Below are 26108 nucleotides of genomic sequence, written 5' to 3' on the forward strand. Positions count from 1 at the left end.
AGCATACGCTCGCTTTAATTTTACGTAATCAGTTCTATTTGGGAATGGTCGTACTGCTTAACTATGTACTTACGCAGGCTTAGCCACGAACCCAAGTTTTTTGCCAACCCAAAGCAACAACAATAATGTCACTACAATGGCAAAAAAGTTAGAACCTGCATCTGGGTATTGTGCTTTTACAAACGCCGAATGGCCAAAAGCACCGACAAAAAAGCATGCTAAACCAACTAAAGGTAGGTCTTCTGCGATAGGGTGACGTAGATAATCTTGATACAGCATCTGAACTGCCAAGACCAATGCGATTAATGGAAATATAGAAAAAGAAATTTCATTAACCGTTAAAGGCGATAATAAAGCGTTACCACACATACCGGCAATAACCGCTAGGATTAATGTTTTTTTTGCGGAGTCATTTTTTTCAGGGATTGATTCATTTGACATAGTTATATCCTATTGTTTTGTCTTTCACGTTCTTTTCTGTACCAATAAGCACCTTTAGCTGTCATTCGTAATTGCATGACCAGTCTTTCAGTTAACTCTTCTCTCTCGTGTTTGTTTAAATCTAACGCCTCTGCGCCAGAACTAAACACTAAGATAACCGACGCTTCTGCTTGAATGGAAGCCTCTTCTCTATTCATTCCAGTACTTATTAAGTATTCTGTCATTTCTGCGACAAAATGTTGCATCTCTCTAGCTACTGCTGCTCTAAAATCTGGTGATGTTCCAGAGCGTTCTCGTAGCAATAACCTAAATACATTTGGGCTACTTTCTATAAATTCCATAAACGTTTCGACTGAAGTTCGAATAACGCTTCCTTCCTTTACGATTCGTTGCCTTGCTTGCCTCATTAGCTGCCTTAGTAATAACCCTCCTTCATCAACCAATGTTAACCCTAATTCATCCATGTCTTTGAAATGGCGATAAAAAGAGGTTGGAGCGATTCCCGCTTCTCTAGCGACTTCTCTTAAACTCAAGTTAGAGAAACTGCGCTCAGCACTTAATTGAGTAAATGCAGCATCAATTAATGAACGGCGTGTTTTTTCTTTTTGTAGTGCACGAATTCCCATGGGGGGTTATCTTTACCTATTGACCTAATGACTATAGGTTACTATAACTCGAATTTGTATATGTGAGAAATACACATTATCAAAGCACAACTTATAACCATTAGATTTACATAAGTCCGTGATCATTACCACTCTATAGTGTGATCAAGATTTACCTATAGTTATAAAAAGTTAGAATGATTATAAAACGTTACAATAGGTTATAATCTCGCTATCACAATGTTAAATAAAACGATGTTAAACAAAAATCAGGGAAGGCAATTCAACATGAGACAACATACTCACTTTGACGTAATCGTAATTGGTAGTGGCCCGGGTGGTGAAGGGGCGGCAATGGGATTAACCAAAGCAGGGTTGAACGTCGCCATTATTGAAAAAGAACCAAGTGTAGGCGGAGGGTGTACGCATTGGGGAACCATTCCTTCTAAAGCACTGAGACATGCCGTTAGTCGTATTATTGAATTTAACAACAACCCCATTTTTTGCCGTAACGCCAACAGCGTACATGCCTCTTTTTCAAATATTCTTAGTCATGCAAAAACCGTTATAGATAAGCAAACCCGTCTGCGCCAAGGTTTTTATGATCGTAACCAATGCGACCTTATTTTTGGTGAAGCGCATTTTGTAGAATCAAATAAAGTCGCGGTTAAACAATCGGATGGCAGCTTTGAGTATTATAGTGCCGATAAATTTGTTATTGCGACGGGTTCAAGACCATATCAGCCTGCTGACGTTGATTTTACTCATAATCGGATTTATGACAGTGACTCGATCCTTTCGCTGCAACATACTCCTCGCAATATTATTATTTATGGCGCAGGTGTTATTGGTTGTGAATACGCCTCTATTTTTCGCGGTTTAGATGTAAAAACAGACTTGATAAACACGCGCGATCGCCTACTCTCGTTTCTAGATAATGAAACATCCGATGCTCTTTCTTACCATTTTTGGAATAGTGGTGTCGTCATAAGAAATGATGAAACCTATGACAAAATAGAGGCTAATGATGATGGCGTCATCATTCACTTACAATCGGGTAAAAAAATGCGTGCCGATTGCTTATTGTACGCAAACGGACGGACGGGTAATACAGACAAATTAAACCTTGAAGCGATTGGTTTATCGCCTGACTCTAGGGGAACACTGGCGATTAATGATAAGTATCAAACAGATGTTGAGCATGTTTATGCTGTAGGTGACGTTATAGGTTACCCAAGTTTAGCAAGTGCTGCTTATGATCAAGGACGCTTTGTGGCGCAAAGTATCGCTAAAGGCAATGCAGACATGCATTTAATTGAAGATATTCCTACCGGGATTTACACAATTCCTGAAATTAGTTCGGTAGGGAAAACCGAACAAGAGCTCACTGCAGCAAAAGTCCCTTATGAAGTTGGACGTTCTTCATTTAAACATTTAGCTCGCGCTCAAATTGCTGGAAAAGATATTGGTAGTTTAAAAATTCTTTTCCATAGAGAAACAAAAGAAATTCTAGGTATTCATTGCTTTGGTGAACGAGCTGCAGAAATTATCCATATCGGGCAAGCGATTATGGAGCAAAAAGGATCCGCAAATAATATTGAGTACTTTGTAAATACTACGTTTAACTACCCAACAATGGCAGAAGCCTACCGCGTGGCTGCACTAAACGGCCTTAATCGTTTATTTTAAACGGGCGAACTATTCGGACTTCTTCTGATTGGGTATGTGACTAATTTTATTTATATAACTAACATAATTAATGTCATAGTAAGCCAGTGAAACTCCATCGTATAAATTTATTATACGGTTGGGTTTCACGAATCGAGTGAACGAATACATTGAATGAAAACTAACGCTAAATAACAATCATCAGGATCACTTAATCGCTCTAAATAAACTGTTTTTTACGCCATTGCATAATAAAGACCACTGCTAAACTGGCTCCTCTCATCAGCATAAAGCCAAGCATTGCTGCCCACAATGCGTGATTACCTTGTTCACTCAACAAATAAAATAACGAGAAAAAACTGCATGCAGCAACAAACATACTATTGCGCATTTCTCTGCCTTTCGTTGCGCCAATAAATATACCATCCAAAATAAAACACCACATAGAACATAACGGCATAGCAACCAACCAAGGAAGAAAAACTGCCGCAATATCTCTTACTCTGTCAATATCGGTAATAGTAGCGATTAACTGATTTCCAAAAATAAAAAATATCAGTGTAAGAGTTGAACAAATAACCACTCCCCAGAAAAAGGTGACCACGATAGACTGTTTTAGATCGGAACGATTCCTCGCCCCCACCGCCTTACCAACCATCGCTTCGATTGCATAGGCAAATCCATCCATTCCATAAGAGATAACCATTAGTAGACTCATCAACACAGCGTTAGCGGCAACGATATCATCGCCATAACTCGCGCCTTGAAAAGTCATGAAACTAAATGCCGCTTGTAAACAAAGAGAACGAAGAAAAATATCGCGATTTAGTTTTATAAATCGAGATAAACCTGTCGTCATTGTCGATAATCGGTGTCGAATAAAAACAAATAAATTCGGCAGTAAATTTTGTCGCCAAGTTTGAACAACAAAAGAAAAACCAACCAACAAGCTGATATATTCAGCGATAACTGAGGCGTAAGCCGCACCAGCAACTTTCCAATCTAACCAAACAACAAAGACAACATCTAGGACAATGTTGGTTAAATTAGCAATGATAACAATCCACATAGGCGCTTTAGCATTTTGCGTGCCTAATAACCAACCTAGAAGCACATAATTAGCCAAAGTGGCAGGAGCACTCCATGCACGAATGGAAAAATAAATTTCACCGTAGTGTTTTACTTCATCACTTGCATTGCTCGAGTTAAAGATAAATTCGCCAATCACGGTATGTAACAGTAGAAAAACAAAAGCAAATAAGAATGCCATTGTTAATCCTTGAATTAAAATAATCCCTTGTTGCTCTTTTCTTTCTCCTCCAAATGCTTGAGCACTTAAACCAGTGGTCGACATTCTTAAAAAACCAAACAACCAGAATGAAACACTGATTATTGTCCCACCAAGCGCAACACCACCTAAGTACCATGAATGAGATAAATGCCCAACAACGGCTGCATCAACCAAGCCTAATATCGGCACAGTAATATTGGATAAAACCATTGGAATCGCGAGCAGTAAAACCTGCTTATGAACAGTTGTATCCCGCAATATAGATAAAAAAGAGTTGCCCACAGTCACCTCACTAAGTTTCATTGAGAGTGTACCGTAGCAAATGAATAATTGTCCCTTATTATTTTACCAAGACAATTCAACTAAAACAGGCGTTAACCTATTTCGAATAGAAGGAAACACCGAAAGCGCTCGTTGCCATAATTTCCACCGACCACAATTATCATCCAACGGTGAAAATAATTTAATAGACTTACACCATGGAAGCCATTGGCGTAATTTTTCCGCTGGCTTAGCAAGGCCATGTAAATACTGTTGGCTACCAAGTCGCAACCCTAATGTTGATGACGACTTATCACCAGCGACAACAATACAGGCATGACAAGAATTAAAGCGAAGACTAATCGATTGAATAAATTGACGAACGTTATGTTCTGAAGATGAGAGTAAGGCATTTTCACAGACAATTAACACCGGCACATTAGACGGGATAGACAAGGAATCGATCCAATCAACGTCATCAACCGAGCCACAAATTAACTTATATCGCCCACTAGAGTGGAATAGTTTTTCTCGCCATAGAAGGTTTTCAGATACATCAATTTCTATCCAATGACAAATTCCGTTATCTAACCGATAAAAACGAGTATCAAGCCCTGCGCCAATATTTAACACCCAAGCATTAGGATTTTTTTCTAAAAACATTTGCACTCTTTCATCACAAATTTTTGTAATAGTGGCGTGCAATAATTGTTTTTGATTAATATCACCGGCGAGGCATTCATCAGACAGGATACAGTTTCGACAAGCATTAGCAGCAATGGGATCATAAATTAACCCATCATCAACCAAACTTTCTTGTCCTCGTAACCACATAGGCTGTAACAAGTGGGCAGGGACAGCATAATTGAGACGCTGCTGCGCCTCATTAGAACTTTTAGTTAATGGTTTAAACGTTTGTTTGTTCATTATCATTTCTCCCCAAGAAGACAATGATAATGATTATCATTTATATATGCAAGCTATATTACATCCAGTCAGTATTACGAATAATCCCTACTGCCACCCCTTCAATAGCAAGATGCTGCGATGTTAAATCAACTTGAATTGGCGAAAATTCTTCATTTTCTGCATGTAACAAAACGGTAGCGCCCTTTCTTTCTAATCGCTTAACCGTGACATCATCATCAACACGAGCTACCACTACCTGCCCATCTCTCACATCTTGAGTTTTATGAACAGCTAATAGATCCCCGTCCATAATACCAATATCCTTCATACTCTCGCCTTGAACTCGTAGCAAAAAGTCAGCTTGAGGACGAAACATCGAAGGATCAACTTTGTAGTTGGCTTCTACATGCTCCTGAGCCAGAATCGGCTCTCCTGCTGCTACTTGGCCAATCAAGGGCAAACCGAGTTCATCATTTGCCACATTATCTTGCAGCAAAATACGGATACCTCTTGATGCTCCAGGAATGATCTCGATTGCTTGTTTTTTTGCTAATGCTTTTAAATGCTCTTCGGCAGCATTAGCTGATCGAAATCCCAACTCTCTAGCGATTTCCGCTCTTGTTGGAGGCATACCATAGGCATCAATTTTATCTTTGATCAAATCGAAGACTTGTTGCTGGCGGGGGGTTAACGGCTTCATAATTCACCTGTCTTTTTATACAGTTAACTGTGAGTATATCCAGTATTTTGTAGTTTGCAATCAAAAGGTGTTATTTTTTAACCACTAAGTGCTGCGAGTCTTTATCAGAGCTATTTTCTAACGCAAAAAACACTTTCTGAGGCACAAAAATCATAAAACATTTTGATTTAGACATAAAAGCTTTATCCAGTTTCTGGTATTCTTGCGCACAAATTACTTTTAGCGAAACTTTGTCATCCATTAATACGATGCAGTTTCATCATTAGTACAACGGAAATGCACTGCATTTTTGATCACTTTTGAGGCGATACATCTAATGTCATCTGGACGAATAATTTCACGCTCACTTTTAAAATTGCCATTGTCTTTTTTAGTAAAAAGTACCGCGATCCCAACAAATCCTATTGCAGACTTACAGATTGATATTAATAAACCTATCATCTACGCGTTGCCGTTTCGTTCAAATATCGATCTCCTAACGCTAAGAAAGAAAGCATTGGAGATTGGTCTTCCCGATCCTCTCTCTCCGCTTGAAGTAAACGGTAAAGAACTTGGTCGATATGTATTTATTAGTTCTCGACCAACGATTCTAAGAAATGACAAACATATTCCTACTGAATCAGTCTCACTCTTTCGCGACTTATTGAAATTGCATGATGAAGATTCAGAACTTGATATTCAGGTCATCCCATCATCTGTTCTATGGGGAAGAAAACCGGGTAAAGAAGCCGATTTAAGACCTTACCTGCGAGCCATGAACGGTCCGCAAAAAGCCGCAGCGGTAATTCTTTCTGGCCGAGATTGTATGGTTAGGTTTAGCCCTGTGGTTTCACTACGTTATATGGCTGATGTACACGGTACCGATAATTCAATTGCCCATAAACTCGCAAGAGTAGCTCGTACACATTTCTCTCGTCAAAAGCTCGCAGCTACAGGACCAAAACTTCCGAACAGAGAACAACTATTTACTCGCTTATTAGATTCTGAAGTCATTAAAAAAGCGATAGAAGATGAATCTAAAAGCAAAAACATCAGTATTGAAAAAGCACGCAAAGAAGCCCATTCAATATTAGACGAAATAGCGGCCAATTTTTCTTATTCATTAGTAAAAAATGGTGAACGAATTCTTGGCTGGTTTTGGAATAAGCTCTATCAGGGACTAACAATAAACAATGCGGCGACCGTTCGTCGCTTAGCTCAAGATGGCCATGAAATTGTTTATGTCCCTTGTCATCGTAGCCATATGGATTATTTGCTGCTCTCTTATGTTCTATACCATGAAGGTATGGTTCCTCCGCATATTGCTGCTGGTATAAATCTGAACTTCTTCCCTGCTGGGCTTATTTTCCGCCGCGGCGGGGCATTTTTCATTCGCCGCAGCTTCAAAGGGAACAAGCTCTACTCCACTATCTTTCGTGAATATCTATCAGAATTATTTACCAAAGGATATTCAGTGGAATATTTCAGCGAAGGCGGGCGTTCTCGAACGGGTAGATTGCTTCCTGCAAAAACAGGTATGCTGGCAATGACCATTCAAGCCATGTTACGTGAACAAACTAGACCTGTCACATTAGTACCAATCTATATTGGTTACGAACATGTTATGGAAGTATCGACTTATGCCAAAGAGTTGCGCGGTAAGCGCAAAGAAAAGGAGAATGCAGGCCAAGTTATCAAGACCATTAGAAAACTGCGCAATTTTGGGCAAGGATATGTAAATTTTGGCCAACCTATCCCATTGAATCAATTTCTCAATGAAGAAGTTCCAACATGGAAACAAGACATTAATCCACTTGATCCACCAAGGCCTCAATGGTTAACGCCTACTGTAAATAAGCTTGCAGTTAAAATGATGACCAATATCAACGACGCTGCAGCGGCTAACGCATTAACACTATGTGCTACCGCTCTATTAGCTTCACGTCAACGAGCCTTATCCAGAGAAACCTTAATAACGCAAATCGATTCTTATTTATCTTTACTAAAAAATGTACCGTATTCAGATACTTTCACCATGCCAACACTACCAGCTGAAAAGTTAGTTGACCATGCGTTATCACTCGATAAGTTTGTTACCGAAACCGACACAATAGGCGATATGATTTCACTTGATCGAAATCAGTCAATTTTAATGACCTATTATCGCAATAATATCATTCACTTATTTGCTTTGCCGTCGCTGATTGCTCACCTGGTTGTTCGCCATGAAAGCTTATCTATCGACTATATAAAATCGGTTGTTCACCAACTCTATCCTTTCCTTAAAAAGGAATTATTTTTAAACTACGCTCAATCGGAGTTAGATCAAACCGTAGACAATCTTCTGACCGAATTACTGAGACAAAAACTGGTGTGTCGTACAGAAGATACTATTTGCATTGATCAACAAAGAATTCAGTCGCTCATGCTACTTGCTCGTACGATTGCTGAAACACTTCAACGTTATGCTATTTCTGTCAATTTACTTGGCGCAAACCCCGAGCTAGAGAAATCTCAATTGGAGCAAAAATGCCAAGAAGTGGCGCAAAGGCTTGGTCGATTGCATGGTATCAATGCGCCTGAATTTTTTGATAAAGGCGTATTTACCTCTCTCTTTAGCACCTTAAAGGAACAAAAATATGTCGACCTTGATGGTCGCTGTAATACAGAAAATACTCAACATCTTGCATATGTACTATCAGCGTTACTTCCCACAGAAGTAAGGCTGACTATTCAAGAAAGTTTATACAGTGAAATATGAGATGAATAGCTAAGTTGTCAATGAGGATGCGGGGATGACTCGATAAAAATAATATTAACAACTGACCGTATAAGCATTTGAAAGGAAATAGCGAGTATCATTTAACTATGATGGTACTCGCTTTTATATATTTCAGTATTAATAACTGAAATATATAGCCACAGCGATGACAAAGCCAACGTTATTATTATTTAAAAATGCCTTGAAGCACTGTTCTCTTTCTCTCTTTTTAATCAGGTTTTGCTGATAAACAAATAATCCAGCTGAGACTAACAGTCCCCAATAAAACACCGATCCTAAATGTAACCAACTACCAAGAACGATAAATAACCCCAATGTCATAAGTTGTAGGCAGCCAATAATGGCTTTATCACGTTGACCAAATAGAATAGCGGTTGATTTAACACCTATTTTTAAATCATCCTCTCGATCCACCATCGCATATTGCGTATCGTAAGCTATTGTCCATATAGCATTTATTACAAACAACAACCAAACTGGAGCCACTAATTCATTCGCTTGTGCTGCCCACGCCATCGGAATAGCCCAACTAAAAGCTAAGCCTAAAAACAGTTGAGGTAAATGGGTAAATCGTTTCATAAATGGATAAATAAACGCGAGAATTATCCCTATGAAAGACAAATGGATGGTTAACTCATTCATGGTAAGAACAAGAATAAATGACGATAAAGCCAACACAAAAAACAAGATAATCGCTTCTACCGGTTTTACCATCCCTGAAGGTAAAGGTCGTTTTTGTGTTCGCTTGACGTGACCATCTATTTTTCTATCGGCAAAATCATTAATGACACAGCCAGCCGATCTCATTAACAAAACACCTAATACGAACACAATCAACACATCAAGTTTAGGACTTCCTTCAGCGGCAAGTAGCAAAGACCATAAAGTTGGCCATAATAGCAGTAATGAACCTATAGGCTTATCCATCCGCATTAATTGCCAATAAGATCGTGCTTTTATAAAACTCATTTCACCTCCACTTCCTTGAGATAAACCGGTGAGCCTGGAAGAAAAAGCTCGGCGACTAACATCGGCTTATTATTCATCCATAACCTTGAACGTCTAGCAACCAACTGTTGATTCGCAACCGTTACCCAACCAAATTGTAATGCATCTCGACGAACACTCTCCACACTAAAAACGGTTAAGCCAAGAGGAGTATTACCTTGCTTTTGTAAGTCACATGGCTGCTCGTCAAGTGAATTTTCAGGGATTAACGTTCGACCAATTAACCATGCTTGAGCATCACCAAATAAAACGACTTCACGCAACAAACATGATGAATTACCTAATAAGTTTTTCTCTTCTAAGCACATCTGTGCAGAAGAAATCATCTCATTTACAGAAACGTTAACCGTCAAATCTTCACATTTTTCTTCTAAGCGGCGCGATAATGACCCTTTTTCCAATAACCAACTCAAAGAAATGTCGGAGGAATCTTGAAATAAATTGATGTCTTGCCAATCTATTTTTTTTAGGGCTGCAATGTAGGGGGAAATTAGCTCTGTCATATATTTTTATTTAGTATTGATAGAAGAAGCAATTTATACTTGGATATTAGATGCTATATTGTAACAGACTAAAACACACCTATAATCCTAATCAAAATAAAGATTACACTATTATGCTTAAACGATACGTTACTCTGCTGTTTTTTATCCTAACAAGTACTTGTTCGACTCTTGCTGTTGCAGAAGAAGAACAAAATGGACCGACGTTTGCTTACTATACATTGTCACCAGACCTAACCACCAATGTGTATGCCGAAGGTCAACGGTTAGCTTATCTGCAGGTTAGAGTTGATTTAATGGTCGCAGATAGTGCCTATGTTGCCGAGTTAGAACAACATGCCCCTCTTATCAGAGACGCTATCGTCGAACAAATAGGCCAATTAACCCAGGAGCAAGCCAAGACTCTTGCAGGAAGAGAAGCATTAAGAAAACAACTTAAAGACAGCCTAAATAACCTATTGGTAGCAGAGACAGGTAAAACACTTATCGCCGACCTATTATTTACCAAATATCTTTATCAGTAATTCGTTTTATCGCTAATTAGTTTTGCGTTCTTCCCATATAACTATCTAGGCACGCTAATAGCGCTCCTGCCAGTAATCCAACAAGATGTGCCGTATTGGCAATAGCCATATAAGGTTGGACAAATCCTAGTACCAACCAAACAAGCATAAATACAACAATAGGCTTAGGTAACTCTAAGCCCTTTTCTGGTGATAAAATCCCAAGTAACCACGAATAGCCCATTAACGCGTAGACCACTCCAGACAATCCTCCAAAATTAGAATCTTCAACCCAATATTGAGCGACACCAGATAATGCTGCGGAAAAAATAAAGATCTGGACTAATTTAATCGTACCGAGCCGCTTCTCAATATCCCCACCTAATTGCCACCACCACAGTAGATTGAAAGCAATATGAGCAACAGAAAAGTGCAGTAAAGCATGAGAAACCCAACGCCATAATTGCCATTGTTGATGCTCAGTCGACGGAAATTTCATTACAGAAAAAACTTCCTGTCTAAAGCCTAACTGCAACAGCACAAATATGAATATAGTAACCGACATCACTAAAAGCGTCACAGGGCCTGCTTTTGCTTTAACCATCGCTAATATACTTGGTGTATGGTAGCTAAATTTTTGCGTTCTGCTATCGGCTAGTTCCCATGATGCCGCTTGATATTTTTTATCTTGAGGATTCGCTAAAAATTGCTTTAACTCAGATTCCGCTTCTACTTTATCCGCTTCATTTTTTAACCAAAGCGCAAATTGGCCATCACCCTCGGGCATCAAATTTACTTCGATACGTCGAGAAGCCATGTAATCAATAAAAGCTTGAGCAAGCCTAGGATTATCAAGAACAATGAGCTTAACCATTTAGTTTCTCTGAATTGGTAGGTCAGCCGCATGCCACGCGGTAAAACCACCATCGACACTATAGACTTCTTCATAACCTTGATTAATAAGGTACTGAGCTGCACCTTGGCTACTAATTCCGTGATAGCATATAACAAGTATTGGCCGATCAAAGTCTACATCATCCATAAAAGACACCATCGTTTCGTTCGTTAAATGACGTGCAGATTCCGCATGAGATGTAAAAAAAGATCCTGCGTCTCGAATATCAACCAATACCGCATCTTTTTCACGAATTAAAGTATTCGCTCCAATTACATCAATATGCTTAAAGCTATCCACTTGATTAACCCTTTTCTATTTTATTGTTGCTTGATTGTATACCAACCGCTATTTACACCCAAGTAACATAGTTATGATTAAAGTACTTTTCTACCTTTAACTCGAAATTACTTTTATGGCATTTAGTATTATATTGTTATCCACAGATGATTAACTTTTAGTCACCTGTGGATAAAGCTGTTAATTACGTTGATAAAGTGTACCAGTTAAAAAAGATCCACTAGATGTAGTATTGATCGTCATTTTGTTGTGTATATATTAAAAACTATCCCCAATGCTATTTTAGCTCTGACTCAAGTCTATTCATTGCTTCCTGACAGGACATAAAAGTTTTTCCCACAGACTTATACACAAAATATTAAGCACAATGATCATTAATAGTGATCAAAAATAAAAAAAACCGAGATCACTTCTGATCTCGGTTTTTTATTTTTGTTTCTATCGTTTATTGCATTGCAATAAAATTCATACTGAATACACGTCTATATTTAAGGCTTTAAAACTCACCTACTGCAAGTTTAAGTTTTTTCATCGCGTTCTTTTCTAGCTGACGTATTCTTTCTGCTGATACGCTGTACATTTCAGCAAGTTCTTGCAAGGTCGATTTGTTATCTTCTAACCATCGGGAGCGGACAATATGTTGGCTGCGTTCGTCTAGTGTTGCTAAAGCATGAGACAAACGAGTATTGGTATGATGTTCCCAGTTATCCGCTTCAACATTATCGGCAACATCAGAATGTTTATCTTCAAGATACAAAACTGGTGCAGAATAACTCGAAGAGTCATCATCATCACTTTGCAATTCAAACGCTGAATCTTGAGCAGCAAGACGAGATTCCATTTCACGAACCTCTGAAGGCTCTACTCCTAATTCACGAGCAACCGTTTCAACTTCACCATTATTAAACCAACCCAAACGTTTTTTTGATTTACGCAGGTTAAAGAACAATTTACGTTGCGCTTTAGTAGTGGCGATTTTAACAATACGCCAGTTTCGAAGAACATATTCATGAATTTCAGCTTTTATCCAGTGTACGGCAAAAGAAACAAGACGTACGCCTACCTCAGGGTTAAAACGCTTTACCGCTTTCATTAAGCCGATATTGCCTTCCTGCACCAGATCCGCCATCGGTAACCCGTAACCAGAATAACCTCGAGCAACATGTACTACAAAACGCAGGTGAGACAAAATAAGACCTTTTGCAGCCTCTATTTCACCTTTATAATGTAGTCTTTCAGCTAATTCACGTTCTTCTTCGGGTGTCAGCATTGGATAACTATTTGCTGAACGTATATAGCTATCTAAGCTATCTTGTGTCACTAAACCCATTGAATACTTTTGGATTGCCATTCAGTTCCTCATTCATTTAACATTGAGCGAAATTTTTGTACCTAATCCCAGTCATATTGAACTTAATTACTATAAAATTCAATAAAAGGGATCAGTAATTATCCACAGATATAAATACTATACAACCGCAATTTCTATATATACCGTATTTCTACAGTGAATTGTTTACCTATTTTAAGACACAAAACTATTATACAGGTTCAATTTCTTTCATATGTTTCTTAGCTGATAATAATGCTGCGCAATAGCCAAGGAAAATTCCAAGCATCAATAAAAGCAAAGACTCATCCCAATTTAAGCCAATCAAACGAAATTGACTATCGTATAACATGGCTAACCTTTCCACTGCACCATTAGCTGCAACCGTCATTGCTGCTGTCAACACCCATGCACATACCGCACCAATTAAACCAAACCACATACCGGAGTATAAATAAGGTCTCAAAATAAAACTATCGGATGCGCCAATCAACTTCATGACTTGAATTTCTTCTTTGTGCGCTAAAATAGTAAATCTTAGCGTATTACCAACGATGAGAAAGACAGCACTGAGCATCAAAACTGCGAGAGTAACAACAACCGTAATCGCTAGGTGTTTTATTGCATCTAAACGAGCAAGCCAATCTTCATCTAACCTCACATCGGTTATTCCCTGCTCTTTACTTATTGCTGAAGCTATTGACTTGATATCTTGATCGTTTGTAGCGGAAGGTTGAACTACGAGAACCGCTGGAAGCGAATAATCGGTCAGCAAGGAAATGGCTTGATCAAACCCAGAGTACTCACTCATATCACTAAGGCCTTGCTGAGAAGAAATGTATTGAACACTTGCTACATTTTCCCAATTCTCTATCTGATCTTTAAGTACCATAATTCTTGCTTCGGCGATATCTTCTTCTATATAGGCACTAATCGAAGCAGGACTAGTCATGCCTTCACTCACTTTAGCGACATTTTTTGTAACTAAATAAATGCTGGTTGGCAAAGATAATGCCATCGCAATAACCGCTAACGTTAAAATATTACCTAAAGGCCTATACCAAATTTGTATAAATGATGCTTTAGCTTGTCGAAGATGAATACCGAAAAAGCCAACACGTGCTGCTCTCTTCTTTTGACGAGATTTATTGGCCATAACCTTCAACCTCACTTAAAAAACCTTGGTTTAATTCAAATCGTCTATACTGAGGCCGAGTATTAACTAAACCTATATCGTGAGTTGCCACTAAGACGGAAACTCCTGCTCGGTTAAACTCTTCAAGTAATAGCATCGTTCGATTAGACAGTTCTGGATCTAGGTTACCGGTTGGCTCATCAGCTAAGACTAAAGTAGGTCGATTAACCACGGCTCTCGCAATCCCAACTCGTTGTTGTTCACCACCTGACAATTGACTCGGTAAACATTTAGCTTTATCTAATAAACCAATTTTATCTAATGCTGCCGACACACGACGCTTAATGTCATTTTCTGTCGCCAGTTCTATTCTCATAGGCAACGCGACGTTTTCGAACACTGAACGATCCATAAGTAAGCGATGATCTTGAAAAACAATACCAATATTTCGTCGTAGTAAAGGAATATCGCTATTCGATATTTTGCTAATATCATGGCCGTTAAAGTGGATAGAGCCATCCGAAGGACGTTCCATCGCACATATTAGCTTTAACAAAGTACTTTTACCTGCACCAGAATGACCACCAAGGAAGGCCATTTCACCTTGCCTAAGATGAAAGTCTACTTTTTGGAGTGCTTGCCGTCCTCCTCGGTAAGCCTTACTAACCTGCTGAAATTTAATCACCCATAATCCCTCTTGCTATGCCCACTCACTTCTTACGCCTACTGATTTTTAATGCATAATTTGGCCTTTAAGATAAAAGCTTAATCGTTAATCTTCCCTGCTAAATAGCGCTTCTATAAAACTATCGGATTCAAAAGGTCTAAGATCATCTATTCCTTCGCCGACACCAATATATCGAATTGGTATTTGAAACTGGTCGGCAAGAGCAAAAATAACGCCACCTTTAGCGGTTCCGTCAAGTTTTGTGAGCGTAATACCTGTTACTGGAGATACGTCACTAAATAGCTTAGCTTGGCTAATCGCGTTTTGTCCGGTACCTGCATCAAGCGTTAACATAACTTCATGCGGAGCAGATTCATCCACTTTTTTCATGACACGCACGATTTTACGTAGCTCTTCCATTAAATGGCCTTTGTTCTGTAAGCGTCCTGCCGTATCAGCTATCACGACATCAACACCACGAGCTTTGGCCGCTTCTATCGCATCATAAATAACAGACGCACTATCGGCGCCAGTATGTTGAGCAATAACGGGCACGTTGTTCCTCTCACCCCATACTTGCAATTGTTCGACAGCAGCAGCACGGAAGGTATCCCCTGCGGCCAGAATGACTTTTTTACCATCCGCTTGGAACTGCTTAGCCAATTTACCAATAGTGGTTGTTTTACCAACACCATTAACACCAACCATTAATATGACATACGGTGAGGATTGACTATCAATTTCTAATGGTTGCTCTACTGTGGAAAGGATCTCTGCCATCTCTTCTTTCAGAAGCCCGTACAGTGCCTCACCATCTTTTAAATCACGTCGCGAGGCTTTATCAGTCAAGTTATTAATGATTTTTTGCGTCGTATCCATTCCCACATCCGCAATAAGAAGCTGTTCTTCTAACTCTTCAAACAGATCGTCATCTATTTTTTTACCTTTAAATAGACCAAAAAAACCGGCTCCGATATTCTGTTTAGTTCGAGCTAAACTGCGTTTTAAGCGGGTAAAAAAACCTTCAACAGGCTTCTCTTGCTCTTGAATTCGGTTAACATTAACGCTCTCGTTAAGTTCAGTTCCTGTTGCTTGAACCTCTAACTCCACGTTTTCAGGTATAACGGTTTCAGCTTTAGGGGTATGTTCAACGAAGTCATCACTAGCATCTTCTGTTTCATCTACCGCAACTGGCGTTTCTGTCAACACTTCAGTTTCTTGCGTATTTGAAACCGAATCAGCAGGTGTATCCGTTTTATTATCAACCGCTACACCTTGATCATTTTGTTGAAGCTCTTCACTTTCTTTATGGTCTGTATCTTGACTTTGGTCTTGTTCATCCCCGAAACCAAGCCATGAAAATAGGCCGCGCTTTTTCTTTTCTGTCATCGACATGAGTCCTAGATTTAACTAACTATTTCTAAATTCGCTGCTCTGTAATAAATTAAAACAGAGAAAAATAACAAAGTACTGAATAATTTCTGTTTTGATTGGTACACTTTGCCATTATCTAACAGAGCATACTAACACTTTATTAGCGGTCAAAAAATCCATGTCAAGAAGTCGAAGTAAAAACAGTTCACAAAAAACATCTCAGCAAGGCTCAATTCGTATTATTGCAGGTATATGGCGAGGTAGAAAACTACCAGTTGGACAAGCTGAAGGATTGAGACCCACTACTGACCGAGTCAAAGAGACATTATTTAATTGGCTAGCCCAAGACGTACCACAAGCAAACTGTTTAGATTTATTTGCTGGCTCAGGTAGTTTAGGCTTTGAAGCTGCATCTCGCCAAGCGAAAAATGTTGTCATGCTTGAGCTCAATAAACAAACTCACTTACAACTGACTAAGAACATAGCGACAATCAATACAAGCAATATAAAAGCCATCAATACCGATACCTTGTCGTTTCTTTCTGAACCGGGAACCCCTTTTGATATTGTTTTTATTGACCCACCATTTAGACAGGGACTATTAGAGGAATGTCTACAACGGTTAGAAAAGAATAATTGGTTGGCAAAAAATGCTATGATTTATATAGAAACTGAAAAAGAACTCGTACTGCCTGATATACCAAACAACTGGTCACTGTATCGCGAAAAGAATGCTGGGCAAGTGAGCTATCGATTATTTGAAAGGAATAGCCAATGAAAATCTTGATTTTATTAGCCAAAGTATCAATTGCCTTCGTTTGGCTAGTACTATTGTTGAATATTTTTATGCCCTTTCCTGGCAAAGCGGCCATTGCGCTTTACATTATGACCGGATTCTTGTTTATGATGCATGCTGTTCAGATGCTCATATTCATTGGGGCATTTGGTGATAAAATTAAAATCACTGGATGGGAAAAGTGGTCTATTTTAATTTTTGGCATTTTTGCTTTACTCGATATAAGAAGAAATCACATGATGTAAAAAGGCGCCAAATTTGGCGCCTTTTTACATCATTGACTCACGAAACTGATTATTGAATAGCGTAAAAACTAAACAACATCTCGTTCTTAACCAACATAATTTTTTATACCATCAAGGAACATCTGAGTAGAGATCATAACCAATATGAGGCCCATTAATCTTTCTACTGCATTCAATCCTTTCTCACCCAATATTTTATGAAAGAAGTTACTAAACATAAATACAAAGAAGTTTGCTACCCACGCAATTAATAATGCCGCAGTCCAATCCCAAATTTGGTCAGGGTATTGGCTAGATAATAACAGCAACGATGCCATAACCGATGGGCCGGCAATCATAGGGATAGCCATCGGGACAATGTAGGGTTCTTCACCAGCCGCAAGCCCGGTCACTCCACCCTGTTGTGGAAATATCATACGAATAGCGATAATAAATAGAATAATACCACCAGAAATACTCAATGTTTCTGGTTGTACTTGTAAAAAATCTAGTATTGTCTTCCCACCAAATAAAAACGCTAACAGAATCGTAAGAGCAAAAAAGAGCTCTCGTATTAAAATTTTTCGACGTCTTTTCGGTTCGATGTGTTTAAGAATGGATAAAAAAACCGGTAAATTACCTAACGGATCCATAATTAAGAACATCATCGTCGCAGCTGACAATATATCCATTTTTTGTATTACTCCATCGAATCTTTATGTTTTGAGTTATTACCTTGGAACGTACATACGTGGTGAAGGACGTAAATTAAAGGTCTAGACAAAACACCAGCGCAACGTTGCTAACGAGTTAAATGACGACATAAACAAACCACATTTAGGCAATAACTGACGCAACAATCAAAGAGTGACCTAAAAGAAAACCACCAGAAACCCAAGACTCTACGTTAGTGAAATAAGTTCGATAATTATTTATAACATCTACTACCATGGTGAAAATCAAGATAATACAAGCCAAACAGCCATATAAATTTTCTATACTGGTATTGTTCATCCAAACAGCCAAGGCAGCCCAAAACATCTGCAGCATCACCAACCCAATAATAGAGACGGGAAGAATAATAGTGTCTAATTTTGGAAGCAATAGTAGGACAATAATCACACTACCAGCGATTAATAAAGCAGGAACCCACCATGCAATATCACCATGTAATTGCGACCAAAATCCTTTACTGTATGACACAAAAGCAATGAGCAAAACCACAAAACTCTTACTCATATTAGGCTTCAAAAATTTATAGGCAATATCAGAAAAACAGGAAAGAATAAGACCAATCGCAACCCATACAAACTGTGGTTTATCTGAACCATTCAGAAATAAAAGAGCAATTAAAGACAGTAGAGCCACAGTTCTAAACACATAAGACAGCTGTTTATGATTACCATTTGCGGTAAAAATATGAATTATTCCAGAAAGCCCAACTATCAACCAGCTAAACATACATTGTCCTTTTTAAACCAATGGCGGTTAGTTTAGAAAAATAGTAAATTTAGTCCAGCATTAATCATCAATAGTTCGATCTTTACAATAATTAGCCATTTTATGTTATGTAACTGTTAATGATTGGCTTAATTTAATGTTAATTATAAGTGTCGTACTAGTTTATCCCAATATACGGCATAAACACCTAACGCTGCTAACGTGAAAAATAGCATCACTAAAATAGCCGCTCGCCATATAAACACGTTGGCTCTAGGGGTTAATTCTTTTTCGCACAAATCACATGTTGCAAAAAAAGCTTTATTATCCTCTAACTTATAATCGTCTTCATGCACAATTTTATTACGAATAGTGGCGACATATCTCAATTTTTTGGCCATGTCATGGGGTAGCCGTTCTTCACAACTTGTAATAAGTTGATGTAAACCTTTACCATCTGCATGGTAATGAATCCGCAATAGCTTCTCAATACGACGAGAGCGCTTTACGACTTCCTCTATATCCGACATATTGTTCTCCTATCACTTATTTATAATAATTTTACACAAGTATAAATTAATTCCTCTCAAAAAGAGAATGACTGATTTATTAAGGTAATAACCAAGCAGTCTTAGTGCTTTTGGATACTATCCAGCTGAGAAAAAGTGCCCCTGCACCACTAAAAATAGTCCAAAATGGAATAACCAACAATGGTTGCCCTAAAACACGACTGGTTTCAACATCGCCTCCTTCTAGGCCATAAAATGTTTTTAACGGCCATAAAAAAACAGGGTGCAAAATGTAAATACCTAAAGAGTAACGGCTAATAAAAGCAACAATACTTCTTGCTGTGCCATTAATATAATCCGCATAGAAACGGCACAGCATAAACACCATAGACGCAGCAAATACTGTATTTATAGTTTTATAGGATAACCACCGACCAACAGTATATTTTTCTAGCGCAATACTATTCATCGTTACCATGCCAACACTGGCTGCTAAACCAATCAAACCCGCAAAAATAAACCAAATTATCACCTGTTTTGTTAATGCAATTTTTTGATACAGCACGTAACCAAGCAATAAATAACCTGAATATAACCATAGTTCATGGCTCCAAAAACCATCTATTTTAAATAAATATAATGTCGTGGTTAATAACCAGAAAAATAGAAAAAACAAGACAGAGGTGCTGTCCACTCTAGCAATAAATACCTGCAGAAACGGGATAACAAAATATAGAGGCAGAAAATAGTAAAAGAAACCTAGATGATAATAAGTTTCTTGTCGGTAGCTATTTACTAAAAGGCTCATAGATATATCAACATCATAGCCATCTAGGGACCAACCAGATAAATATGCGTAAAAAAGAGACCAAACAATAAAAGGCAGAAGAACCTTGCCAAGGCGACGACGTAAATAATATTTCACGTCAAAAGGCCTTGCATCAGTAAGCATCAGCCCACCAGTAATCATAATAAAGACCGGTACTGCCCAGCGACTCATACCATTAATAGTAATAGCAGAGAACCATTCATGGAATGGTATTACACCTAACTCATGCCGATAGGGAGCAAGAACATGGATAGCAACAACTGCTAGGGCTGCAACGCAACGCAGTAAATCAAAGAAAAAAACTCTTTTTTCCATTATCGTCTCTGTTAGTTAAAACAAATCATACTTGCATATAACCAATAAAGTGTATTCGTTGGCTGATAGGCTGACGTATTCATGGTTTGAGTAGCGACAAAACTTATCTGGCTATATTACCTGTCATTGAAGAAACAAATAGTCAGAAATAAGTAAAAAAACGCCACCATAAAAATAGCCGCGTTTAATCTTACTATATATTTACTTTATCGAGTTTTAGGTAAATAAATAGAAATAAATGTCGTGAGAGCTAAAAAGACAAAAGAAACCCATAAACAAGCCGATAGTCCTGCAATTTGAAATACCCACCCAGATAATATGGTACCAATAAGCCGTCCCATTGCATTAGCCATGTAATAAAATCCAACATCTAGAGAGACACCGTCGCCTTTCGCGTAGCTAACAATCAAATAAGAATGAAGAGATGAATTTACGGCAAAAACCGCACCAAATGCTAATAAACCAACAATAATAACCAATTCCGGTCGCCACTCAATTTGCACACCGTAAGCCACAATACCAGTAATGACTGTTAACAATCCGACCCATACAATAGCAGCGGAGCCGTCAGGCACTTTTCCTTGAGCTTTACCTGTTATTTTAGGCGCTAAAGCTTGGACCACACCATAAGCTATTACCCAGAGTGCCAAAAAACCACCAACCCATAAATGGTCCCAACCAAAAACCGACCCCAAATACACAGGCAGTGCCACTACAAACCATACATCTCGAGCTCCAAACAAAAACATCCGTGCTGCGGATAAAATATTAATACTGGGGGATTTAGAAACAATCTGTTTAAATTTAGGCTTCGTTTTCGCTTTACCCATGTCGCTTTCTAGTGAAAATAGACTACCAATCAGCACTAACGTAAGCACAATCGCCATCAAAAGTACGGCATATTGAAAACCAATAAGTGACAGCAAAAGTCCACCAATAAAGAAACCGGCACCTTTCAATGCATTTTTAGAACCAGTGAGAATCGCTATCCATTTATACAAAGCTCCTTGTTGGTCATCTGGCACTAAAGTTTTTATCGCACTTTTGGCACTCATTTTATTCAAATCTTTAGCAATGCCAGATATCGCTTGAGCCATCATTACCCAAGGAATCGTTAACCATATACTCGGTACCGCTAACATAACTAAGGCAACAATCTGCAAACCTAGCCCGACATTCATCGTCCTATTAAGACCTAACCTTGCGCCTAACCAGCCGCCAACCAAGTTGGTGACAACCCCAAAAAATTCGTAAAATAAAAACAAAGAAGCGATCGCTAAAGTGCTATACCCAAGATCATGAAAATACAGCACAACCAACATGCGAAGTGCACCATCGGTAATGGTAAAGTTCCAGTAATTGAACGTTACTAACATATATTGACGAACACTTTTGCTCAAATGAGAAAACATAAACTTAATCACCATTTATAACGATAAGAGCTTTAGGAACATCGTAATCCAAAAGCTCTTTATCCTATTTTTCTAGCCAAGATTAGTTGTTGATATTCTAAATTAACGATCGTGTTTTGCTTACTTGATCAATATATTCAATTTGCAACGGCTTTGTGAATGCACCTGGGCGAAGTGCTTGAACTTCCGCTTTTATCCTCGATAAATCCCAACCAAGTTCCAACAAAATATGGGCCGCAAGCAAACCAGTACGACCTGACCCTCCCATACAATGCAAAACAACTTTATCGCCACTTTTTAAAACATCATGCAATTGAGGGCTGATCACTTGCCAATCGACCATAAACTGTTTTCCTGGGACCTGATCATCTTCAATCGGCAGATGAAACCAGCTTAATCCCACTTTTTCAGCCAACGCTGGTAAAGTGGCGACTCCAGCTTTTTCCATTTCTTCTATTTCTAATGCAGTTACAATCGCTTTGGCACCCGAATCTTTAAGTTGTTGTAACGAGGCTTCTAATTCAAGCTGTTTAGTTCCTGGACAAGGCGTTAAAATCAGTGCCGCGCTATTATCTGCAATATTAAGTTGCCATGATGGATGAGTCATTATATTCATTCCTTTTATGCTAAACCGACTTTACGTGCCAATTCTGAAGTACGAGTGGCATATCCCATCTCATTGTCATACCAAGCATAAATTTTAACCATGCGAGAACCAACAACCATGGTAGATAAAGCATCGACAATCGTTGACCGTTGGTCGCCTTTATAATCAATTGACACAAGCGGACGTTCTTCATACCCCAAAATTCCTTTTAACTCGCCTTCCGACGCTTCTTTCAGTAACTTATTTACTTCTTCTGCTGTTGTGTCTCGCTTCACATCAAAAATAATATCGGTTATTGACGCATTAGCTAAAGGGACTCGTACTGCATGGCCGTTAATACGATCTTTTAATTCTGGAAAAATTTCAACAATCGCCGTCGCTGATCCAGTCGTGGTAGGAATTAAGCTCATACCACATGCTCGTGCTCTACGTAGATCTTTATGTGGTGCATCTAAAATAGTCTGAGTGTTCGTCAAATCATGAATGGTTGTGAAAGCTGATTGTTCAATACCTAGCTGTTCATGAATCACTTTTACTACGGGTGCAATACAGTTGGTTGTGCAAGATGCCGCTGTTACGATTTGATGTTTTTCAGGGTCAAATATATGGTCATTTACACCAACAACAATATTCGCGATACCTTCTTCTTTAACCGGAGCCGATACCACCACTCGCTTAACTCCTTGAGATAAATATTTGTTTAACATCGATGTTTTTTTATGGACACCTGTGGCTTCGATTACAACATCGCATCCTGACCAATCAACCGAATCAATATCACGCTGTTGGGTTGTTGCAATACGTTTTCCCTGAATAATAATGTCTGTTCCATCGGCAGCTACTTCATGCTGCCAACGACCTTGAATAGAATCGAACTCCAGTAAATGCGCTAAAGTTGTGGTATCACCGGCTACATCATTAATTAAAACAAATTCCATATCAGGCCAGTCATAAGCAGCTCTTAAAGCCAAGCGGCCAATACGACCAAATCCATTAATTCCTACTTTAATTGTCATATCTCTTTATCCTAAGTAAATAACTTAAAAACACATTTAGCATTGATCGGGACGATTCTTCATTGCATTTAAATGCTCAATATCTGTTTTATACTGTTCCATTAAACAGTTTGATTGTTTCAATCCGTCGATAATTTTCTGTAGCCAGCCAGGTAAATTATCAGCCACTCGATAATAGACCCACTGACCCTTTCGTTGATCTTGCAAAATCCCAGATTGACGTAGCTGTGCCAAATGACGTGATACCTTCGGTTGACTCTCTTGCAATGCGTGAGTTAACTCACAAACGCACAGTTCTTGTTCTCGAGCAATTAAAAGCAAGCAGCGAACCCTGGTTTCATCTGACAACATTTTAAAAAATTGATTAGGCAACATCACCACACCCCATATATGCATATACGTATATCTTATACAACTAAACCAACAAAACAACCTTGAACAAAAATTGTCATCAAATCTTCATATCCATTGAAACATTAAAAAATACCGCCAAATACGCTGAGAAAATAATTCTGCAATTTCAACCAGTGATCATGAATGGTATGCTAATTTTGTTCTCCGTTAAGTAGCGGCACCAAAACGAAACCTATAGGCAGTTATAAGTATGAAGAAAACAGCCCACCACACCGACTATCAAACAATGATGGATAATGAAGTTACACAACTTTGGCAACAAAGAGAGCAAGGATATGTAGAAGGAGTGGCAGGGAAGAAATTATTTTGGGTGTCTCTCACCGATCCACAACATGAAAAAGCCATCGTAATTATGAATGGTCGAGTGGAAACCGTATGGAAATATCAGGAGATTTTTTATCATCTATTTACTCTAGGTTATGACATTTACTCATTTGATCATCGAGGGCAAGGTCTATCGGATAGGCTGACCGAAGACCAACAAATTGGCCACGTCAATCGTTTCTCTGATTACATTACAGACGCAAGAACATTAATCGATAGCTTTGATTTAAAGCGTTACAAAAAACGTTTTATGTTAGCTCATTCTATGGGAGGGGCAATATCTATACGTTATATACAAACAACTCCCACACATAATTTTGATGGATTACTTTTAAGCGCACCGATGCTCGGTGTTCATTTGTCTCCGTTTATTAAAATGATCGCCCCCTATTGGGCTAATCTAATCAGTCATTGTTCAGCGGTTCCTCGGTATTTAACCAAAAACACAACATACAAAGCCAAAGATTTTTCTACCAATGCGTTAACATCTTGTCCAACTCGCTATGCCTGGTTTAGACACCTTTACGAACAAATGCCACAACTAAAATTAGGCGGTCCAAGCGCATGTTGGGTATGGCAAAGCTTAACGGCAGCAAAAGAATGCCTGAAGAATACAAATAAAATCACAATTCCAATATTATTATTACAAGCAGAAAAAGATGTGGTTGTGTGCAACAATGATCAAATAACATTTATCTCCGCATTAATGAAAACCAACGCAGATGTCGTTCTAGAAACAATAAAAGAAAGCCAGCACGAAGTCCTATTCGAACGTGATGAAATAAGAGATATCGCACTGAAAAAACTGGAACAATTTCTTAATAATCATTAATTTTCAAAATTATAAACAATTTTATAAACACTAAAGTTCGATATAAATAGGGAAAAGAACACCACTAACTTTACCCTCTTTTTCTATACCGTTTTGCCCTAAACTACATGCGCTTAAATCATTTAATCCAAAGAAGAGTTTTATGAACGTAATCAAAAATCAATCTTTTCAAATTGTTGCCTCAGATCTAGATGGCACACTTCTCGCTCCAGATCACCAGTTAAGTACCTTTAGTAAACAAACCTTGAAAGAATTGCACGAAAAAGGTTATACCTTTGTATTTGCTACTGGGCGTCATCATGTAGATGTAGCACAAATGCGTAAGCAAGTAGGGATACCTGCTTATATGATCACATCAAATGGCGCTCGAGTGCATAATCAGAAAGACGATTTAATGTACAGCAAAAACTTAGATGAAAGCCTAGTTCAACCAATTGTCGATATCATTAAAAAAGATCCCAAAATTCGTATTCACATCTATCAAAATGATTCTTGGCTTATGAATCAAGAAGATGAAGAAATCAAAAAATATCACAAAGATTCAGGATTTCACTATACCGTTTTTGATGTCGAGCAAGCTCCAACAACCGGTATTGCAAAGCTATTTTTCACCTACCCCGATCATGATTATTTAGTTACTTTCGAAGATAAGCTCAATAAACAATTTGCCGGACGTATCAGTGTTGTATTTTCAACGCCTTGGTGTCTAGAGGTCATAGCATATGGGGTATCGAAAGGAGAAGCACTCAAAGCAGTAGCAGATTCTATTGGTTCTTCACTAGATAAATGCATTGCTTTTGGTGATGGAATGAATGATGTCGAAATGTTATCTATGGCAGGAAAAGGATTGGTTATGCAAACATCACATGAGAAAGTAAAAAAAGCGCTACCAAACAACGAAGTCATCGGCTCTAATGAGCATCATGCTGTTGCACATTACCTTAAAAAGCACTTGTTTTAATTCAATGTCTTAACATTGAATTAATAATACAAACCGTGTCTTTTTTCATTAGATAATAAATTTTATATTGGTTAATCT

At 38.4% G+C, this 26108-nt stretch carries 28 protein-coding genes; 7 read left to right on the plus strand and 21 right to left on the minus strand.

Annotation, left to right across the window (positions count from 1 at the left end; all coding sequences use genetic code 11):
- Window positions 1-69: 69 nt before the first annotated feature.
- A complete protein-coding gene (locus R3X26_RS16665) occupies window positions 70-441 on the minus strand; it encodes a YijD family membrane protein (RefSeq protein ID WP_317718461.1) in 372 nt (123 codons plus the stop codon).
- A 2-nt stretch (window positions 442-443) separates the two neighbouring features.
- Window positions 444-1067 carry an HTH-type transcriptional repressor FabR gene (gene fabR / locus R3X26_RS16670; protein ID WP_317718462.1) on the minus strand — a complete coding sequence of 208 codons (624 nt, stop codon included), beginning with the start codon at window positions 1065-1067 and terminating at the stop codon, window positions 444-446.
- A gap of 267 nt (window positions 1068-1334) precedes the next feature.
- On the opposite strand from fabR, the gene sthA reads away from it, so the two are divergent.
- Window positions 1335-2735, plus strand: coding sequence for a Si-specific NAD(P)(+) transhydrogenase (gene sthA / locus R3X26_RS16675; RefSeq protein ID WP_317718463.1), 1401 nt, complete (start codon window positions 1335-1337; stop codon window positions 2733-2735).
- Between the two features lie 199 nt (window positions 2736-2934).
- Here the strand turns inward: sthA and dinF are convergent, their stop codons facing one another.
- Genes dinF through lexA form a run of 3 tightly spaced genes read right to left on the minus strand, consistent with a single transcriptional unit; the run spans window position 2935 to window position 5875 of the window.
- Window positions 2935-4308 (minus strand): MATE family efflux transporter DinF, encoded by a 1374-nt coding sequence (gene dinF / locus R3X26_RS16680; RefSeq protein ID WP_317718464.1) that lies wholly within the window; start codon window positions 4306-4308, stop codon window positions 2935-2937.
- A 42-nt stretch (window positions 4309-4350) separates the two neighbouring features.
- Window positions 4351-5193: a class I SAM-dependent methyltransferase gene (locus tag R3X26_RS16685; RefSeq protein ID WP_317718465.1), complete on the minus strand. Its 843-nt coding sequence runs from the start codon at window positions 5191-5193 to the stop codon at window positions 4351-4353.
- Between the two features lie 58 nt (window positions 5194-5251).
- The gene (gene lexA, locus R3X26_RS16690; protein ID WP_317718466.1) at window positions 5252-5875 is read right to left on the minus strand and encodes a transcriptional repressor LexA; all 624 of its coding nucleotides are present in this window, start codon (window positions 5873-5875) and stop codon (window positions 5252-5254) included.
- A gap of 316 nt (window positions 5876-6191) precedes the next feature.
- On the opposite strand from lexA, the gene plsB reads away from it, so the two are divergent.
- Complete coding sequence (gene plsB / locus R3X26_RS16695) at window positions 6192-8615, plus strand: glycerol-3-phosphate 1-O-acyltransferase PlsB (protein ID WP_317718467.1); 2424 nt, start codon at window positions 6192-6194, stop codon at window positions 8613-8615.
- Window positions 8616-8753: 138 nt separating this feature from the next.
- Here plsB and ubiA read toward each other — a convergent pair whose 3' ends face one another.
- Both ubiA and R3X26_RS16705 read right to left on the minus strand, forming a co-directional pair.
- Complete coding sequence (gene ubiA, locus R3X26_RS16700; protein ID WP_317718468.1) at window positions 8754-9605, minus strand: 4-hydroxybenzoate octaprenyltransferase; 852 nt, start codon at window positions 9603-9605, stop codon at window positions 8754-8756.
- Window positions 9602-10147, minus strand: a complete 546-nt coding sequence (locus R3X26_RS16705) for a chorismate lyase (RefSeq protein ID WP_317718469.1) — start codon at window positions 10145-10147, stop codon at window positions 9602-9604. The genes ubiA and R3X26_RS16705 overlap by 4 nt, the downstream gene beginning before the upstream one ends.
- 113 nt (window positions 10148-10260) lie before the next feature.
- Here R3X26_RS16705 and R3X26_RS16710 point away from each other — a divergent pair, with 113 nt between their 5' ends.
- A complete protein-coding gene (locus tag R3X26_RS16710; RefSeq protein WP_317718470.1) occupies window positions 10261-10671 on the plus strand; it encodes a flagellar basal body-associated protein FliL in 411 nt (136 codons plus the stop codon).
- 16 nt (window positions 10672-10687) lie between these two features.
- Here the strand turns inward: R3X26_RS16710 and glpG are convergent, their stop codons facing one another.
- From glpG to ftsY, 6 genes are all read right to left on the minus strand, one after another.
- A complete protein-coding gene (gene glpG / locus R3X26_RS16715; RefSeq protein WP_317718471.1) occupies window positions 10688-11524 on the minus strand; it encodes a rhomboid family intramembrane serine protease GlpG in 837 nt (278 codons plus the stop codon).
- On the minus strand, window positions 11525-11845 hold the full coding sequence (gene glpE, locus R3X26_RS16720) for a thiosulfate sulfurtransferase GlpE (RefSeq protein WP_317718472.1): 321 nt from the start codon (window positions 11843-11845) through the stop codon (window positions 11525-11527).
- Window positions 11846-12341: 496 nt separating this feature from the next.
- Entirely contained in the window at window positions 12342-13196 is an 855-nt protein-coding gene (gene rpoH, locus R3X26_RS16725; RefSeq protein ID WP_317718473.1) for an RNA polymerase sigma factor RpoH, read from the minus strand.
- A 190-nt stretch (window positions 13197-13386) separates the two neighbouring features.
- Window positions 13387-14331: a permease-like cell division protein FtsX gene (ftsX, locus tag R3X26_RS16730; RefSeq protein ID WP_317718474.1), complete on the minus strand. Its 945-nt coding sequence runs from the start codon at window positions 14329-14331 to the stop codon at window positions 13387-13389.
- On the minus strand, window positions 14321-14995 hold the full coding sequence (gene ftsE / locus R3X26_RS16735) for a cell division ATP-binding protein FtsE (RefSeq protein WP_317718475.1): 675 nt from the start codon (window positions 14993-14995) through the stop codon (window positions 14321-14323). The genes ftsX and ftsE overlap by 11 nt, the downstream gene beginning before the upstream one ends.
- A gap of 87 nt (window positions 14996-15082) precedes the next feature.
- Window positions 15083-16366 (minus strand): signal recognition particle-docking protein FtsY, encoded by a 1284-nt coding sequence (gene ftsY, locus R3X26_RS16740; protein ID WP_317718476.1) that lies wholly within the window; start codon window positions 16364-16366, stop codon window positions 15083-15085.
- Window positions 16367-16529: 163 nt separating this feature from the next.
- Between ftsY and rsmD the strand changes: the two genes are divergently transcribed.
- Both rsmD and R3X26_RS16750 read left to right on the plus strand, forming a co-directional pair.
- On the plus strand, window positions 16530-17129 hold the full coding sequence (rsmD, locus tag R3X26_RS16745) for a 16S rRNA (guanine(966)-N(2))-methyltransferase RsmD (RefSeq protein WP_317718477.1): 600 nt from the start codon (window positions 16530-16532) through the stop codon (window positions 17127-17129).
- Window positions 17126-17392, plus strand: coding sequence for a DUF1145 domain-containing protein (locus tag R3X26_RS16750; protein ID WP_317718478.1), 267 nt, complete (start codon window positions 17126-17128; stop codon window positions 17390-17392). The genes rsmD and R3X26_RS16750 overlap by 4 nt, the downstream gene beginning before the upstream one ends.
- An 86-nt stretch (window positions 17393-17478) precedes the next feature.
- Here R3X26_RS16750 and R3X26_RS16755 read toward each other — a convergent pair whose 3' ends face one another.
- The 8 genes from R3X26_RS16755 to R3X26_RS16790 form a co-directional block, all read right to left on the minus strand.
- A complete protein-coding gene (locus R3X26_RS16755) occupies window positions 17479-18063 on the minus strand; it encodes a YhgN family NAAT transporter (protein WP_317718479.1) in 585 nt (194 codons plus the stop codon).
- A gap of 145 nt (window positions 18064-18208) precedes the next feature.
- Window positions 18209-18832: a lysoplasmalogenase family protein gene (locus tag R3X26_RS16760; protein ID WP_317718480.1), complete on the minus strand. Its 624-nt coding sequence runs from the start codon at window positions 18830-18832 to the stop codon at window positions 18209-18211.
- A gap of 143 nt (window positions 18833-18975) precedes the next feature.
- Entirely contained in the window at window positions 18976-19341 is a 366-nt protein-coding gene (locus tag R3X26_RS16765; RefSeq protein WP_317718481.1) for a DUF4145 domain-containing protein, read from the minus strand.
- A 79-nt stretch (window positions 19342-19420) separates the two neighbouring features.
- Window positions 19421-20464, minus strand: a complete 1044-nt coding sequence (locus R3X26_RS16770) for an acyltransferase (protein ID WP_317718482.1) — start codon at window positions 20462-20464, stop codon at window positions 19421-19423.
- 206 nt (window positions 20465-20670) lie between these two features.
- Window positions 20671-21876 (minus strand): organoarsenical effux MFS transporter ArsJ, encoded by a 1206-nt coding sequence (arsJ, locus tag R3X26_RS16775; RefSeq protein WP_317718483.1) that lies wholly within the window; start codon window positions 21874-21876, stop codon window positions 20671-20673.
- A gap of 97 nt (window positions 21877-21973) precedes the next feature.
- Complete coding sequence (locus R3X26_RS16780; protein ID WP_317718484.1) at window positions 21974-22483, minus strand: cyclin-dependent kinase inhibitor 3 family protein; 510 nt, start codon at window positions 22481-22483, stop codon at window positions 21974-21976.
- 14 nt (window positions 22484-22497) lie between these two features.
- On the minus strand, window positions 22498-23499 hold the full coding sequence (locus R3X26_RS16785) for an ArsJ-associated glyceraldehyde-3-phosphate dehydrogenase (protein ID WP_317718485.1): 1002 nt from the start codon (window positions 23497-23499) through the stop codon (window positions 22498-22500).
- 36 nt (window positions 23500-23535) lie between these two features.
- On the minus strand, window positions 23536-23874 hold the full coding sequence (locus R3X26_RS16790; RefSeq protein WP_317718502.1) for a metalloregulator ArsR/SmtB family transcription factor: 339 nt from the start codon (window positions 23872-23874) through the stop codon (window positions 23536-23538).
- A gap of 229 nt (window positions 23875-24103) precedes the next feature.
- Between R3X26_RS16790 and R3X26_RS16795 the strand changes: the two genes are divergently transcribed.
- Together R3X26_RS16795 and R3X26_RS16800 are read left to right on the plus strand one after the other, a co-directional pair.
- On the plus strand, window positions 24104-25069 hold the full coding sequence (locus R3X26_RS16795; protein WP_317718486.1) for an alpha/beta fold hydrolase: 966 nt from the start codon (window positions 24104-24106) through the stop codon (window positions 25067-25069).
- Window positions 25070-25211: 142 nt separating this feature from the next.
- Window positions 25212-26030: a Cof-type HAD-IIB family hydrolase gene (locus tag R3X26_RS16800; RefSeq protein WP_317718487.1), complete on the plus strand. Its 819-nt coding sequence runs from the start codon at window positions 25212-25214 to the stop codon at window positions 26028-26030.
- Window positions 26031-26108 lie beyond the last annotated feature (78 nt).

The sequence above is a fragment of the Vibrio sp. TH_r3 genome (assembly GCF_033101115.1).
Lineage (GTDB): Bacteria > Pseudomonadota > Gammaproteobacteria > Enterobacterales > Vibrionaceae > Vibrio.

Coding starts and splice junctions, on each gene's coding strand:
- R3X26_RS16665 (WP_317718461.1), bottom strand. CDS start 441: ATGTCAAATGAATCAATCCCTGAAAAAAATGACTCCGCAAAAAAAACA.
- fabR (WP_317718462.1), bottom strand. CDS start 1,067: ATGGGAATTCGTGCACTACAAAAAGAAAAAACACGCCGTTCATTAATT.
- sthA (WP_317718463.1), top strand. CDS start 1,335: ATGAGACAACATACTCACTTTGACGTAATCGTAATTGGTAGTGGCCCG.
- dinF (WP_317718464.1), bottom strand. CDS start 4,308: ATGAAACTTAGTGAGGTGACTGTGGGCAACTCTTTTTTATCTATATTG.
- R3X26_RS16685 (WP_317718465.1), bottom strand. CDS start 5,193: ATGAACAAACAAACGTTTAAACCATTAACTAAAAGTTCTAATGAGGCG.
- lexA (WP_317718466.1), bottom strand. CDS start 5,875: ATGAAGCCGTTAACCCCCCGCCAGCAACAAGTCTTCGATTTGATCAAA.
- plsB (WP_317718467.1), top strand. CDS start 6,192: ATGTCATCTGGACGAATAATTTCACGCTCACTTTTAAAATTGCCATTG.
- ubiA (WP_317718468.1), bottom strand. CDS start 9,605: ATGAGTTTTATAAAAGCACGATCTTATTGGCAATTAATGCGGATGGAT.
- R3X26_RS16705 (WP_317718469.1), bottom strand. CDS start 10,147: ATGACAGAGCTAATTTCCCCCTACATTGCAGCCCTAAAAAAAATAGAT.
- R3X26_RS16710 (WP_317718470.1), top strand. CDS start 10,261: ATGCTTAAACGATACGTTACTCTGCTGTTTTTTATCCTAACAAGTACT.
- glpG (WP_317718471.1), bottom strand. CDS start 11,524: ATGGTTAAGCTCATTGTTCTTGATAATCCTAGGCTTGCTCAAGCTTTT.
- rpoH (WP_317718473.1), bottom strand. CDS start 13,196: ATGGCAATCCAAAAGTATTCAATGGGTTTAGTGACACAAGATAGCTTA.
- ftsX (WP_317718474.1), bottom strand. CDS start 14,331: ATGGCCAATAAATCTCGTCAAAAGAAGAGAGCAGCACGTGTTGGCTTT.
- ftsY (WP_317718476.1), bottom strand. CDS start 16,366: ATGACAGAAAAGAAAAAGCGCGGCCTATTTTCATGGCTTGGTTTCGGG.
- rsmD (WP_317718477.1), top strand. CDS start 16,530: ATGTCAAGAAGTCGAAGTAAAAACAGTTCACAAAAAACATCTCAGCAA.
- R3X26_RS16750 (WP_317718478.1), top strand. CDS start 17,126: ATGAAAATCTTGATTTTATTAGCCAAAGTATCAATTGCCTTCGTTTGG.
- R3X26_RS16755 (WP_317718479.1), bottom strand. CDS start 18,063: ATGGATATATTGTCAGCTGCGACGATGATGTTCTTAATTATGGATCCG.
- R3X26_RS16760 (WP_317718480.1), bottom strand. CDS start 18,832: ATGTTTAGCTGGTTGATAGTTGGGCTTTCTGGAATAATTCATATTTTT.
- R3X26_RS16765 (WP_317718481.1), bottom strand. CDS start 19,341: ATGTCGGATATAGAGGAAGTCGTAAAGCGCTCTCGTCGTATTGAGAAG.
- R3X26_RS16770 (WP_317718482.1), bottom strand. CDS start 20,464: ATGGAAAAAAGAGTTTTTTTCTTTGATTTACTGCGTTGCGTTGCAGCC.
- arsJ (WP_317718483.1), bottom strand. CDS start 21,876: ATGTTTTCTCATTTGAGCAAAAGTGTTCGTCAATATATGTTAGTAACG.
- R3X26_RS16780 (WP_317718484.1), bottom strand. CDS start 22,483: ATGACTCATCCATCATGGCAACTTAATATTGCAGATAATAGCGCGGCA.
- R3X26_RS16785 (WP_317718485.1), bottom strand. CDS start 23,499: ATGACAATTAAAGTAGGAATTAATGGATTTGGTCGTATTGGCCGCTTG.
- R3X26_RS16790 (WP_317718502.1), bottom strand. CDS start 23,874: ATGTTGCCTAATCAATTTTTTAAAATGTTGTCAGATGAAACCAGGGTT.
- R3X26_RS16795 (WP_317718486.1), top strand. CDS start 24,104: ATGAAGAAAACAGCCCACCACACCGACTATCAAACAATGATGGATAAT.
- R3X26_RS16800 (WP_317718487.1), top strand. CDS start 25,212: ATGAACGTAATCAAAAATCAATCTTTTCAAATTGTTGCCTCAGATCTA.